At 72.1% G+C, this 12,095-nt stretch carries 14 protein-coding genes; 6 read left to right on the top strand and 8 right to left on the bottom strand.

Annotation, left to right across the window (positions count from 1 at the left end; all coding sequences use genetic code 11):
* Nucleotides 1–4 precede the first annotated feature (4 nt).
* Nucleotides 5–1,582 carry a histidine ammonia-lyase gene (gene hutH / locus MHY49_RS17565; RefSeq protein ID WP_239206310.1) on the top strand — a complete coding sequence of 526 codons (1,578 nt, stop codon included), beginning with the start codon at nucleotides 5–7 and terminating at the stop codon, nucleotides 1,580–1,582.
* Nucleotides 1,583–1,625: 43 nt separating this feature from the next.
* Here the strand turns inward: hutH and MHY49_RS17560 are convergent, their stop codons facing one another.
* The gene (locus tag MHY49_RS17560; protein ID WP_239206308.1) at nucleotides 1,626–1,823 is read right to left on the bottom strand and encodes a hypothetical protein; all 198 of its coding nucleotides are present in this window, start codon (nucleotides 1,821–1,823) and stop codon (nucleotides 1,626–1,628) included.
* Between the two features lie 72 nt (nucleotides 1,824–1,895).
* Between MHY49_RS17560 and MHY49_RS17555 the strand changes: the two genes are divergently transcribed.
* Entirely contained in the window at nucleotides 1,896–2,915 is a 1,020-nt protein-coding gene (locus MHY49_RS17555) for a hypothetical protein (protein WP_239206306.1), read from the top strand.
* A gap of 22 nt (nucleotides 2,916–2,937) precedes the next feature.
* Here the strand turns inward: MHY49_RS17555 and MHY49_RS17550 are convergent, their stop codons facing one another.
* Nucleotides 2,938–3,798, bottom strand: a complete 861-nt coding sequence (locus tag MHY49_RS17550; RefSeq protein ID WP_239206304.1) for a helix-turn-helix domain-containing protein — start codon at nucleotides 3,796–3,798, stop codon at nucleotides 2,938–2,940.
* A 169-nt stretch (nucleotides 3,799–3,967) separates the two neighbouring features.
* Between MHY49_RS17550 and MHY49_RS17545 the strand changes: the two genes are divergently transcribed.
* Nucleotides 3,968–4,912 carry an alpha/beta hydrolase gene (locus MHY49_RS17545; RefSeq protein ID WP_239206302.1) on the top strand — a complete coding sequence of 315 codons (945 nt, stop codon included), beginning with the start codon at nucleotides 3,968–3,970 and terminating at the stop codon, nucleotides 4,910–4,912.
* A 44-nt stretch (nucleotides 4,913–4,956) separates the two neighbouring features.
* On the opposite strand, the gene MHY49_RS17540 is transcribed toward MHY49_RS17545, so the two are convergent.
* From MHY49_RS17540 to MHY49_RS17515, 6 genes are all read right to left on the bottom strand, one after another.
* Nucleotides 4,957–5,337, bottom strand: a complete 381-nt coding sequence (locus MHY49_RS17540) for a hypothetical protein (protein ID WP_239206300.1) — start codon at nucleotides 5,335–5,337, stop codon at nucleotides 4,957–4,959.
* A gap of 10 nt (nucleotides 5,338–5,347) precedes the next feature.
* On the bottom strand, nucleotides 5,348–5,890 hold the full coding sequence (locus MHY49_RS17535) for a hypothetical protein (protein ID WP_239206298.1): 543 nt from the start codon (nucleotides 5,888–5,890) through the stop codon (nucleotides 5,348–5,350).
* A gap of 31 nt (nucleotides 5,891–5,921) precedes the next feature.
* On the bottom strand, nucleotides 5,922–6,914 hold the full coding sequence (locus tag MHY49_RS17530; RefSeq protein ID WP_239206297.1) for a phosphotransferase family protein: 993 nt from the start codon (nucleotides 6,912–6,914) through the stop codon (nucleotides 5,922–5,924).
* 56 nt (nucleotides 6,915–6,970) lie between these two features.
* Nucleotides 6,971–7,531, bottom strand: coding sequence for a DUF488 family protein (locus tag MHY49_RS17525; protein ID WP_239206295.1), 561 nt, complete (start codon nucleotides 7,529–7,531; stop codon nucleotides 6,971–6,973).
* Between the two features lie 58 nt (nucleotides 7,532–7,589).
* The gene (locus tag MHY49_RS17520; RefSeq protein WP_239206293.1) at nucleotides 7,590–8,039 is read right to left on the bottom strand and encodes a pyrimidine dimer DNA glycosylase/endonuclease V; all 450 of its coding nucleotides are present in this window, start codon (nucleotides 8,037–8,039) and stop codon (nucleotides 7,590–7,592) included.
* Nucleotides 8,040–8,164: 125 nt separating this feature from the next.
* Nucleotides 8,165–8,887: a hypothetical protein gene (locus tag MHY49_RS17515; RefSeq protein ID WP_239206291.1), complete on the bottom strand. Its 723-nt coding sequence runs from the start codon at nucleotides 8,885–8,887 to the stop codon at nucleotides 8,165–8,167.
* An 80-nt stretch (nucleotides 8,888–8,967) separates the two neighbouring features.
* Between MHY49_RS17515 and MHY49_RS17510 the strand changes: the two genes are divergently transcribed.
* The 3 genes from MHY49_RS17510 to MHY49_RS17500 all read left to right on the top strand — a co-directional run.
* Nucleotides 8,968–10,368: a CoA transferase gene (locus MHY49_RS17510; protein ID WP_239206289.1), complete on the top strand. Its 1,401-nt coding sequence runs from the start codon at nucleotides 8,968–8,970 to the stop codon at nucleotides 10,366–10,368.
* A gap of 47 nt (nucleotides 10,369–10,415) precedes the next feature.
* Nucleotides 10,416–10,886, top strand: a complete 471-nt coding sequence (locus MHY49_RS17505; protein WP_239206287.1) for an HIT family protein — start codon at nucleotides 10,416–10,418, stop codon at nucleotides 10,884–10,886.
* Between the two features lie 291 nt (nucleotides 10,887–11,177).
* Nucleotides 11,178–12,095, top strand: a 918-nt coding sequence (locus MHY49_RS17500) for a LamG domain-containing protein (RefSeq protein WP_239206285.1), incomplete at its 3' end; no start/stop codon positions are given.

Below are 12,095 nucleotides of genomic sequence, written 5' to 3'. Positions count from 1 at the left end.
CCCGATGAGCACCGCCCACGCCCCCGCGTCGACCGACCCCCGCGAGACGATCCGGCTCGCGAGCTCCGACCTCGCCCCGGCCGACGTCCTCGCCGTCGCCCGCCGCGGAGCCCGCGTCGACCTCGACCCCTCCGCCCGCGAGGAGGTCGCCCGGGTGCGCGCCCACATCGACGCCCTCGCCGCCCCCGGCCACGCGCCGGTCTACGGGGTCTCCACCGGCTTCGGCGCGCTCGCGGACACGTCGATCGAGCCGTCCATGCGCCACGCCCTGCAGCGCTCGCTGATCCGCTCCCACGCCGCCGGCACCGGTGACGAGGTCGAGCCCGAGGTGGTGCGCGCGCTCATGCTGCTTCGCGCGAAGACCCTGGCCACGGGGCACACGGGTGTGCGCCCGGTGGTGCTCGAGACGATGCTCGCGCTGCTGAACGCGGGCATCACGCCGATCGTCCACGAGTTCGGCTCGCTGGGCTGCTCGGGCGATCTCGCACCGCTCGCCCACTGCGCGATCGTGCTGATGGGGGAGGGGCGCGCCCGCGGGGCCGACGGGGTCGAGCGCCCCGTGCCCGAGCTCCTGGCCGAGGCGGGCATCGAGCCCGTGCTGCTCGAGGAGAAGGAGGGGCTGGCGCTCATCAACGGCACCGACGGCATGCTCGGCATGCTTCTCATGGCCCTCGCCGACCTCGAGGAGCTCGTGAAGATCGCCGACCTCACCACCGCGCTCACGGTGCAGGGCCTGCGGGGGCGCGACAGCGTGTTCCGTCCCGAGCTGCACATGCCGCTGCGGCCGCATCCGGGGCAGGCCGCGTCGGCCGCGAACATCCTCGCGCTGCTCGAGGGGTCGCCGATCATCGCCGACGTCGCGGCAGAGGGCTCGCGCGTCCAGGACGCCTACTCGCTGCGCTGCGCCCCGCAGGTCGCCGGTGGGGCCCGGGACACGATCGCGCACGCGCGCACCGTCGCCGAGCGCGAGATCGCCGCCGCGATCGACAACCCGGTGGTGCTGGACGACGGCGAGGTCACCTCCAACGGCAACTTCCACGGCGCGCCCGTCGCCTACGTGCTGGACTTCCTGGCCGTGGTCGCCGCCGACCTCGCCTCGATCTCCGAGCGCCGCAGCGACCGCATGCTCGACAAGTCCCGCTCGCACGGGCTGCCGCCGTTCCTGGCCGACGACCCCGGCGTGGACTCCGGGTTCATGATCGCCCAGTACACGCAGGCCGCCCTGGTCTCGGAGATGAAGCGCCTCGCCGTGCCCGCGAGCGTCGACTCGATCCCGTCCTCCGCCATGCAGGAGGACCACGTGTCGATGGGCTGGCACGCCGCCCGCAAGCTGCGCCGCTCCGTGGACTGCCTGCGCCGGGTGCTCGCGATCGAGCTGCTCACGGCCGCCCGCGCGATCGACCTGCGCGCACCGCTCGCGCCGTCGCGGGCGTCCGTCGCCGCGATGGCCGTGCTGCGAGAGAGGGTCGAGGGCCCCGGCCCCGACCGGTTCCTGGCGCCCGACATCGCCGCCGCCGAGGAGCTGCTCGCCGACGGGTCGGTGCTCGCCGCGGTCGAGGGGGTCGTGGGAAAGCTGGGGTGAGGCGTGGCGGCGTCGGCGGTGCAGGGTCCACGGGCCCTCGCCATCATGCCTGTGCCGTCCACTCACCCAGCAGCACGTCGAACGCGCGGCGGAGGCGCTCGACGCCCTCCGGTGCGAGGAACGCGGCGTACTCCGGGTACTGCTCGACCAGGATCAGCAGCTGGTGCGCGGTGACGCGGCGCCGGAGCGTCCAGCAGGGAGCTTCTTCGAATATGCCAGCGGGGTGCCCGACGTCGAGCATCAGCCGTGACGCCGTTCCCGCTCCTCACGGACGAGCTCGAGCGCTGTGCGGAGCGCTCGCACACGACTGTCCATGAGTGAGAGCCGGGACGGGCTGAGCGTGGTGCTCTGGAGAACGGACTCGCACTTGTGCAGCAGGGAGGACAACTGCTCCTCTGCGGTGTTGAGCTCCTCGACGTCCATGGGGACCATCCTGCAGCAGTGTCGTGGTGTTCGCGGGCTTGCTCCGGGGCACCGATTTCGGACGACGGCGAAAAGTCCTGTGCGTGCACGCGACCGCCCGCTCTATGGTCCCGTCATGGACACCTCCACGACCGTCGTCTTCCCGGAGACCCTGCCCGACGTCCACATCGATGTCCTGGAGGAGACCACGGAGCACGAGGTGGTCTGCGACGAGCTCCAATGGTGGTTCGTCGTTCCGCGCGCAGGGGAGACGAGTGCCGCGAGGTGGTACGACCGGGCGTCGGGCCAGGTCACCATGATGCGAGAGACCTCGCACCCCGTGATGCCGTTCGACGACGGATCCGGTCGCGTCCGGATCCGGATCGACGAGTCGACGTTCCCGGCCGATGGACGCGGGTCCGATCAGAGGTGTGTCGAGTTCACGGCGCGCCTGTCATCGGCAGCCGCCGAGTTCCGGAGCGTCGAGATGGACGGCCACGTCACGGGTCCAGACGATGATGGATTCGACGAGGCCTGGGGGAGGAGTCGGGGGCGCGTCCTGCGCGACGGTCGCCGGCTGGTGAGGACCGGTCCCAGGGAGTACAGCAGCCTCTGCCACGAGGGGATCAGAGCTGACCTGGTCGCTGTGTCGATCGGCGGGATCACCCGACGGGCCCTGCGCGTGCTGGATCTCGAGGTGGGAGAGGAACCGGACGAGATCGGCCAGCCCGTCATCGACCTGGACACGGGCCGCACCCTCGTCTACTGGCAGTACCGCCCGGAGGACTGGGACGCCGACGCCGAGTCTTGGCTGAGTGCGCACCCAGAGGAGGGCATGGTGATCGACGGCGTGCGGTACCAGCGCAGGAACTGCACGGGGCGCGACACCGTGGCACTCACCGACCATGCGGTGCGCCTCTTCGGTCTCTGACGCCTCTCACGCGCCTGGGCGATCAATCATTCCCAGACCCCCGCGCATTCTCGACGAGTGACGCGAGGGCGCGGGCATCCTCGGTGCCGGCGTCGGCCGACCAGAGGATGAGCTGCTGGCGCGCCGCGCCGGCATAGGTGAAGGAGTCCCAGTTCAGGCGCATGCGTCCCGCCTGCGGGTGCAGGATGATCTTCGCTCCGAAGTCCTGCTCGGAGACGCGATGCTCCGCCCACCAGCGCCGGAAGTCGCTGCTCACGATCGACAGGCGACCCACGAGGGCCGCGAGCTCGGGGTCGTCGGGGTTCTCCGCGGCCTCGCGGCGCAGGATGCCCACGCAGGTCCGTGCGATCGCGCTCCAGTCCTCGTAGAGGGCCTTCACGGCAGGGTCGGTGAACGTGAGGGACACGTAGTTGCGGTCCTTCGTCGACAGGCGCGAGAAGTCCGTGATCAGGGCGGCCGCCGGCGCATTCCACGCCAGGACGTCCATGCGCGGACCGAGCACCAGCGCGGGCAGCTCCACCAGCTGGTCCAGGAGCAGCTGGAGCCGGTCGTGGGCCGCCTCCCGCCCGGCCCCGGTGGAGACGAACCCGCGGGCACGGTTCAGCAGGTCCTCCGCGTACGCCTGCTGCTCAGGGGCGAGCGCGAGCGTGCTGCACAGGGTCGCGAAGACCTGGTCCGACGGGGCGAGGCGCCCCTGCTCGACGCGGGTGTAGTAGTCGGTGCTCACGGCTGCGAGCTGCGCGACCTCCTCGCGTCGCAGGCCGGATACGCGCCGACGCGTCGAGGCGCCGACGACGTGCGAGGGGATGCGGTCGGGCGTGACCTCCGCGCGCCGCGCGCGCAGGAAGTCCCCGAGCGCCTTGAGCTGCGGAGAATCGGCCATGGGGCCACGGTAGGCGGCACCGCGATCCGCTGTCCTGGGAGAGATCGTTCCTAGGCAGGATCCCTGACTGCCGAGGGCCGGCCGGGGTTGCGAGGCTGGATCCATCGCGGGCGCCCCGCCCGCTCCGATCAACCGACCCGATCAACCGCTCTGATCACCAGGAGGAACCATGGCCACCGGCACCGTCCGCCACACGACGTTCCGCAACCGCGACATGTACTGGGACATCGCCGCCGACATCCACGTCCCGGCGGACTTCGACGAGTCCGGGTCCTACCCGACCATCGTGGTCGCCCATCCCATCGGCAGCTGCAAGGAGCAGACCTCGGGCAGCATCTACGCGCCGGCCCTGGCCGAGGCCGGATACGTCGCCATCGCCTTCGACGCGAGCTTCCAGGGCGCCAGCGGCGGCGAGCCCCGCTTCCTGGAGGACCCGAACCAGCGCGTCGAGGACTTCAGCCGGGTCGTCGATTTCGCCGTGACCCTGCCCTACGTCGACGCCGGCCGGATCGGCGTCCTCGGGATCTGCGGAGGCGGCGGATACACCTGGGCCGCGGCGAAGACCGAGAAGCGCTTCAGGGCGGTCGTGTCGATCACCGGCGCGAACTTCGGCAACCTGCAGCGCAATATGGCGGCCCAGAACGGCGGCGTCCTCGAGGCCCTGCGCGGGATCTCCCAGCAGCGCACCGCCGAGGCCCGCGGCGCGGACAGCGCCACCAACGGCTTCCTTCCCGAGACCGCCGAGGCCGCGCAGGCGACGGGCGACATCGACATCATCGAGGCCTTCGACTACTACCGCACCGAGCGCGGGCAGGCCGAGCATGGCTGCGTCCTCTTCGAGGCCGCCCACGGCACCACCGCTCTGGGCTGGGACGCCTTCGACCTCGCCGACCAGCTGCTGGACCAGCCGCTGCTCGTCGTGGTCGGCGACGAGGACAAGCAGGGCGCGTTCGGCGCCTTCACGGACGGCCACACCCTCTTCGATCTTGCCGCCTCCACCGACAAGCAGATCCTCGAGGTCCCGGGTGCTTCGCACTACGACCTCTACGACCAGCCGCACGGTGCCGGCGAAGCCCTGAAGGCGGTCATCCCCTTCTTCGGGGAGAAGCTCTGAGCGTCAGCGTGAGACCCCGACTCTCCGCAGGGCCAGGGGGCGGATCAGGATGCGCGGGTGCGCAGCCTGCCGAGGGCGAGAGCCTGACTGCCGGCGAAGGCGGCGACGTCGACCGCGATCGCGAGGATCACCAGAACGGTGAGGACTGCTGCGGCCGTGAAGGACACGGCGGCCACGGCGAGCGTCGCGGCCACGTTCGCGGTCATCACGATCCGCAGCGCCGTGCGGAGGTGCAGCCTCGAGCGCATCCACTCGACCGCTCCCGCCCACACCACCACCGCGACGCCCGCAGCGAGGACGAGCCAGGTGGGCAGCGACGTCGCCGGGGCGATGATCGGTGAGGCCGCGGCGACGATGACGCCGAGGACGAGGCAGTAGAGCGCGTCGAGCCGGAGGCTGAGCATTCCGAGTCGCTGTCCCTTCATGAGCGCGAGCCTACTGCGGCCGCCCCGTCTGCCATCGCTGATAGTGGGTCCAGTCGAACAGGATCGGGCCCGCCTGGATGCGCTGGCCCGAGCGCCCTCGGATCTCGACCACCGGGGCGCCCCAGGACCTCTTGTCGGTGATCGACACGATGTCCTCGTAGGAGATCGTGCGCGTGCGCCCGAACATGCCGCGCATGGTGAACGCCGTGGGCGTCGCCTCCACGTAGATCACGAGGTAGAGCACCAGCAGCATGAGGCCCAGCAGCATCATGGCCGGACCCGCGATCATCATCTGCCGCCCGTTCTCGGGGTCGGCGTCCTCCGTCGTCCCGACCAGGCCGATGAGCGCGCCGAAGAGGAGGATCAGGAGTCCTGCGATCGGGCCCACCAGCGGCATCCGCCTGCGCACGGGGTCCTGCGGTCGCCGGTGCGTGTCGGGACGGCTGCGCCAGCGCACGATGATGGAGCTCGTGACGCCGACGCCGAGCAGCACACCCAGCACGAGCAGATACCTCAGGGCCGTCGGGAGCAGCGCCTCCCACTCCAGATGCATGCGGACAGCGTAGGCCCGTGTGGGGCACCGCCTAGCACTGCGACAGCCCACGGAGCTTCGTCGGCCACGACTTCGCCCCCTCACCGGCGACGAACGCGAAGAGGTCGAGCAGAGTCGCGGTGCGCGGTGCCGCCCAGTCCTGCGCGCCCGGCCCCGCGCCCGCCGCGGGCGGAGACTTCAGCAGCCTCGCCAGTGCCAGGTAGAGGCGGTACCAGAGGGCGTCGCGCTCTAGAGTCGACCCGTCGTCCGACGGTGGGTCACCCGCTGCCGAGCAATAGCCGGAGAGCAGCGCCGGCAGGGCACCGATCGGCACTCCCACGAGATCGCGCGCCGGATTGCCCCATTCGGCGCAGCCCCAGTCCACGAGGGCGATGGTGGTTCCGTCGCCCGCGACCATCACGTTCGACGGATTCACGTCACGATGCACGAGAACAGGATCGTCCTGGGAGGGGCCCTCGGGCCGCAGGGCGTCGAACTGCTCGAGGAGCCATGCGCGCTGCTGGCCCCCGATCTCACCTGCTGCCACCAGGTCGTCGAGCACCTCGGACGGCGAGAAGGAGTAGGGCGCCGGGATCGCATCGGTCCTGTGCGTGAACTGCGAGGACTTCACCTCGTGCAGGGCGTGCAGCACCTCTCCCAGAGCTCCGAGCGCACGGGCGCGGCGTGGGGCGTCCGACCAGCACGAGGCCAGCGTGACGCCGTCGACTCGCTCGAGCACCTCATACGGAACGCTTCCGATGCGACGGCTCGCATCGAGGTCGATGAGCGCCGGCGTGGGCACCCCGGCGGACTCGGCCAGGCCGATGGCCTCGGCCTCCTTGGTCATCAGTGCCTCCGCACGCTCGGTGCGCGGGAGCCGTAGCACCAGGTCGCGCCCGAGGAAGACCGTCAGATTCACCTGGCCCTGTGCGGCCGGCAGGGTGATGTCCGCATCCGCCACCCCGTAGTGGGCAGCCACGGCATGGACGTCGTCGATCAGCTGGTCGTCGCCGGTCGTCCCTGACCGCAGCTCCTGCAGGTTCATCGAGTGATCGCACCACATGGTCGCCGGTGGGTCCAGTGCATCTGCTGAGCGGGGAGTCAGACCTCGGCCCCGTCCCACACCACGTGGCCCTGCGCATCCAGTCGGGCGCCCTCGCTGGGCTCGTGCGGACGCAGCGTGCCGTCGTGCATGAGGTCCAGGACCTCGACGCGATGCTCAAGCTCCATCACGTCGGCGATGATCCGGCGGTGACATCGCCACCACACCGCTTCGGAGCACATGATCGCCGTGCGGGCCGCGCGGCAGTCCCCGAGCAGTTCATCGGCACCGGCGCGGAACTCCGGGGTGCGGGTCCACGCGGCGTAGGCGCGGAAGGCGGCGACCCTCCACCAGGTGTCCGGCGAGTCCGCGTCCTGGTCCTTCGTGAGACGGCGCCTGCCGCCCAGGCGCTCCTCCCATCGGTAGGCGATCCCCTGCTCCGCGCAGATCTCCGGGACCGAGCCCTTCGCGGCGGCCTCGTTCGCGCGGCTGCCGGGGAACCGGCGCACGTCCACGAGCCGTTCGATGCCCGCGCCCGTGAGCAGGTCGGCGAGCTCCTCGCGCGAGAGGGTGCCGTGGCCGAGGGTGATCAGCTGCAGGGAGTTGGGCTGCGGGGACATGGTTCCAGCATGGCACCGGCCTGGAGCTGCACGGAGGCCGTGGGCGGGAGCGGCGTCCTCACCTCACCTCCCAATCCTCCACATCCCCCGGCACGGCAGTCAGCAGCGGATGAGCGTCGGGCACGTCGCCGGGCCCGGGAAGATGCTCGAGCCACTGCGGTGAGCGCTCCTCGCACTTGCGACGCAGATGGGCGAGCTCGTACTCGAGCTGGCCGGTGGTGACGGGGATCGGCGCGGACGCGCAGAGGGCCGACGGATCGCCGGGCTGCAGGATCCGCGTGGCGTCGAAGCGGTAGCCGCGCGCCGTCGCCTCCTCGCGAAGCCCCACCAGGTAGGCGCCGATCGCCGCGAGCGGCTCGGGGTGCGCACGGAAGCGCGTGAGCTGCGGGTGGCGGGTGTACCCCGTGGTGCCTCCCGCCAGCACCTTCTGCGCGAGCAGCGCCTCCCGCCAGCCGGCGACGAGCGCGGCGCGGTCCAGGAGTGAGGGGTGCAGGCTCCACAGTCGCATCCCCCGATCCAAGCACGGTCGGACGGGCCTGGATGACAAGGCGCGTGCGGCCTCAGTGGGAGCACCTCGCGAGTGCGCGCCCGCGCGGCGGTCGTCGTCCACCCGGCCGGCCCGCTGGTTCTGCGTCAGCCGATGCGGCCGCCGTTCCCACGTCGGATGAGCGCCTCGAGTCCCGTGGCATCGGGGCGGTAGGAGGGGTCGAGCTCTCGTCTCCAGCGCCCGTACTGCAGGTACGCCGCGAGCGCCGTCCGCGGGGTCAGCGGCCCGTCGACGACCGCGAGCGTCTCTCGGGCGCGAGCATCCTGGGCCATGGCGAAGCGGTGGTGGTCCGTGCCCTCGCGGCGATCCGCCAGGAGCATGCCCTGGACGAGGGTCTCGCGCACGATGCCCAGCGTGAGGTGCAGACCGATGAGCTCGCTGCCGCGCCCGAACCGGGACGCGGCCAGGGCCGCGTCGAAGCGGATCGCGCCGTCCGGCGCCGTCTCCGGCAGCACGACGGGGCCTCCGTCGACCGAGAGGTCCACGGCGCGGCCGTCGACCAGGACCGTCCGCACCACCGTCCGCACCACCGTCCGACCATCCGTCCGGGAGTGCTGGAAGGCCCAGATCGGAGCCCCGAGCACGGCTTCCACATCGACCGGGGCGTCGAGCACGATGCGCACGTCCAGGTCGCTCCAGGGGTCCAGGTCGGCGGGATCCCTCGCGGACCCGTGCACCGTGACCTCGGCGCCCGGCAGAGCGGCCTCCACGTGGGCCAGGGTCCGGGCCTGCCAGGACTCCGAGCGCCGCAGACGCGAGCTCGGGTCCTCGGAGGCGTCGGAGGGGTGCCGGATGCTCGCATCGTCCATGCCGTGAGCCTTCCAGGCGCCCCGGGCATGGGCGAGCGATTTCCGCGGCCGAGGGAGGAGGGATGTGCGAGGCTCTCGGCATGGGCACTCCCGCGATCCCGGCATGGACCGGTCCGCTCGACGTCTCCGCCCTCGCGATGGACGCCGTCGGGCAGGTGGTCTCCGCCGCCGTCAGGGTCGCCCGCGCCCGCGGTCTCGACGTGCGCATCGACACCACGCCCTCCCTGGTCGGGGGCTCGTTCGCGGCGATCGACCACCTGCGCGTGGACGGCGTGCCGGTCGAGGCCTGGGGCGAGCTCTCGGGCTTCTTCGCGGCCGATGACGGCTGGATCCGCCTGCACGGCAACTATCCGCACCACCAGGCGGCGATCCGTCGTGCGCTCGCCGTCGAGGACCGTGCCGGCGCGGCGGAGGCGATCGGACATCTTCCCGCGGACCTCGCGGTCCGGCGGATTCTCGAAGAGGGCGGCATCGCCACCACGGTCCGCACCGCGGGCCAGTGGCAGGCGCACCCGCAGGCCCGAGCGATGGCCGAGGTGCCGTGGCGGCAGATCGACGCGGGGGAGCGAGGCGCCGATCCGCCCGTCGGACGCGCCCCCGTGCCCGGCCCGTTGGCCCCGCTGCCGCTGGACGGGCTGCGTGTCCTGGACCTCACGCGCGTCGTCGCCGGCCCCATGGCCACCCAGCTCCTGGCCTGTTTGGGCGCGGACGTGCTGCGCATCGACCCGCCCCGTCGGCCCGAGCTGCGCGACGCCTTCCTCGCCGGCGGCATGGGCAAGCGCTCGACGGCGCTCGACCTCGCGACCTCACGGCCCGTCCTCGAAGCGCTTCTCGCGCGCGCCGACGTCGTGGTGCTCGGGTACCGCCCCGGTGCCCTCGCCCGCTTCGGCCTCGCGCCCGATGACCTGCGCGAGCGCTACGCCCACCTCGTGATCGGGTCGCTCTCCGCGTGGGGCGAGGTCGGCCCGTGGGGAGAGCGCGCAGGCTTCGACTCGATCGTGCAGGCCGCGACCGGCATCGCCGAGGCGTATGCGAGCGGGGGAGCGCAGGAGGCCCCCGTCGGCCCGCACGGAGAGAGCGACGCCCGCGCCGGCCGTCCCCGACCTCGCCCGCGACCTGCGGGGACACCCGGCGCGCTGCCCGTCCAGGCCCTCGACCACGCGACCGGGAACGTGCTCGCCGCCGGCATCATCGACCTGCTGGCCGACGGGCGCGGAGGCCTGGTCCGCGCGCACCTGCTCGGCGCCGCGCGCGAGCTGATGGGGCGTGGGGCGGCGACGTCCGGGGCGATGGAGGCAGTTGCGCAGGCGGCCCCGCCGTCCACCGCGACCGAGCCGGATGCGCCCTCCCCTGTCACGACGGTCGAGCAGAGCACCGCATACGGAAGGGTCCGCACCGTGCCCGTCCCTCTGCGCCTCGTCGGCGCCCCTCTGACCGCCCCCATCGCCGAGTACGGGACCGCGGAGCCGCGCTGGCGATGAGCAGGAAACCGGGTGACAGCACCCGCCCCCGATGACAGTCTCCCGATATGGACCCGGCCGGCTGTCTCTTCTGCTCCCTCCTCGCCGACCCCGACGCCGTCTGGGTGACCCGGGAGGACGGGGCAGACGCCGCCGCGCTGCTCCCCCTGCCCGACAGCTCTCTCGCCCCCGGGCACACGCTCGTGATCCCGACGGAGCACTGCGTGGGCGTCCATGACGCCTCCCCGCGAGCCCTGCACGCCGTGTCCGACCTCGTCCAGCGCATCGCCCGCGCAATGTCCTCAGGCCTCGGGGCAGACGGGGTCAACGTCCTGAACGCGAGCGGTCCCGCCTCGGGTCAGTCGGTGCCGCACCTGCACATGCACGTCGTGCCGCGGTGGGAGGGCGACGACCTCGACACCTGGCCCCCGAGCCTCTCGCGCCACGAAGTCGCCGGCAACATCCGCATGCGGTTGAGCGAGGCGGTCTCGGACCTCACCTACGAAGAGGGAGAGCGAGCATCCGCACGGCGGCGCTGATCACGCCTCCGACCGCTCCCCGGCCACCCGTGTCCGCTTCCCTCCGGATCGTCACCCGTCCTTCCTCAAGCTGACATCCGTGTTCACCGGCGCGCGGGTTGGGAGCGCTCCCACAGGTCACGCGAGGTCACGTCGTCGCAGGTCCGTTCATGATTCCTCGGGTTCGCCCGCGCGCCACCGGCGAGCCTCCGCGCGGCCCCGATCACGTCGCCGGCAGGTCATGCCCCCGTCGCCGGGGCTCCCTAGCGTCCGTCGCGGTCCCTCTCCCCATCACCTCCTCAAGGAGTCCCCATGACCTCGACGCCATGGCGCGCCACGACCTTCACCCTCGCCGCGACGCTCTCCCTGGGGCTCTGCCCCGCGATGGCCTCCTCGACGCCGCTGCCGACCGGACCGCTCGGCACGGGACCGTCGGTCGAGGCGCCCGCGCAGCCGGTCCCCGCCGACGGCGACAGCGCGAAGCAGGCCGCCCGCGCACCGCTGCCGAAGGCGCAGGCCGAGGCGCCCACGCCGGACGTCCTGGACGTCGACCCCTCCCGCGGGAACACCGACGACGCCACCGGCCGGAAGGCCACCGCCTTCGGCGAGGCACCGAAGGTCTCCGCCGACCACGCGCTGGGTCGCGACGTCGCCGCCTTCGACGGCACCAACGCGATCGGCTACGACTTCGCCGACGCCTACGACAAGACCGCGACGTCGCTCACCATGGAGTGCACGATCCGCTTCGACGCCGCGCTGCCCGAGGGCAGCGACGAGGGCTCCGGCAACCTCTGCGGGGCCAAGGACGCCGGCGGCTACTCGCTGACCGCCTACGGCAAGACCCTCAAGATGATGGTCAACGTCGACGGGAAGTACTACGGGGCCGGCGTCGACATCGAGCAGGGCGTCTGGTACCACGCGGTCGGCGTCTGGGACGGCGACACCGTCTCCCTCTACCTCAACGGCAAGAAGGTCGCCGAGTCTCCCGCGAAGGGCAAGGCCATCTCGGCCCCCAAGGACTCCGCCCGCCAGTTCTTCGTCGGCGCCGACACCAACTCGACCGGCAAGCCCCAGTTCAACGCCACCGGCTCGGTCGCCAACGCCGCCGTCTACTCGAAGGCCCTGAGCGACGACCAGGTGACCGCGCGCTACGCGGACACCTTCGCCCACCGCACCGAGGACCAGGCCGGCTTCACCCTGACCAGCCCCGCCCCCGACACGCAGCTCACC

Source organism: Brachybacterium sp. ACRRE (assembly GCF_022346485.1).
GTDB classification, from domain to species: Bacteria; Actinomycetota; Actinomycetes; order Actinomycetales; family Dermabacteraceae; genus Brachybacterium; species Brachybacterium halotolerans.
This window is presented reverse-complemented; position numbering and strand designations above follow the sequence as displayed.

Bases quoted from the DNA above. Each gene is read 5' to 3' on its own strand.
- MHY49_RS17540 (WP_239206300.1), bottom strand. From the start codon at position 5,337: ATGAAGGGACAGCGACTCGGAATGCTCAGCCTCCGGCTCGACGCGCTC.
- MHY49_RS17505 (WP_239206287.1), top strand. From the start codon at position 10,416: ATGGACCCGGCCGGCTGTCTCTTCTGCTCCCTCCTCGCCGACCCCGAC.
- MHY49_RS17515 (WP_239206291.1), bottom strand. From the start codon at position 8,887: ATGGACGATGCGAGCATCCGGCACCCCTCCGACGCCTCCGAGGACCCG.
- hutH (WP_239206310.1), top strand. From the start codon at position 5: ATGAGCACCGCCCACGCCCCCGCGTCGACCGACCCCCGCGAGACGATC.
- MHY49_RS17535 (WP_239206298.1), bottom strand. From the start codon at position 5,890: ATGCATCTGGAGTGGGAGGCGCTGCTCCCGACGGCCCTGAGGTATCTG.
- MHY49_RS17555 (WP_239206306.1), top strand. From the start codon at position 1,896: ATGAGTGAGAGCCGGGACGGGCTGAGCGTGGTGCTCTGGAGAACGGAC.
- MHY49_RS17560 (WP_239206308.1), bottom strand. From the start codon at position 1,823: ATGCTCGACGTCGGGCACCCCGCTGGCATATTCGAAGAAGCTCCCTGC.
- MHY49_RS17520 (WP_239206293.1), bottom strand. From the start codon at position 8,039: ATGCGACTGTGGAGCCTGCACCCCTCACTCCTGGACCGCGCCGCGCTC.
- MHY49_RS17545 (WP_239206302.1), top strand. From the start codon at position 3,968: ATGGCCACCGGCACCGTCCGCCACACGACGTTCCGCAACCGCGACATG.
- MHY49_RS17525 (WP_239206295.1), bottom strand. From the start codon at position 7,531: ATGTCCCCGCAGCCCAACTCCCTGCAGCTGATCACCCTCGGCCACGGC.
- MHY49_RS17550 (WP_239206304.1), bottom strand. From the start codon at position 3,798: ATGGCCGATTCTCCGCAGCTCAAGGCGCTCGGGGACTTCCTGCGCGCG.
- MHY49_RS17530 (WP_239206297.1), bottom strand. From the start codon at position 6,914: ATGAACCTGCAGGAGCTGCGGTCAGGGACGACCGGCGACGACCAGCTG.
- MHY49_RS17510 (WP_239206289.1), top strand. From the start codon at position 8,968: ATGGGCACTCCCGCGATCCCGGCATGGACCGGTCCGCTCGACGTCTCC.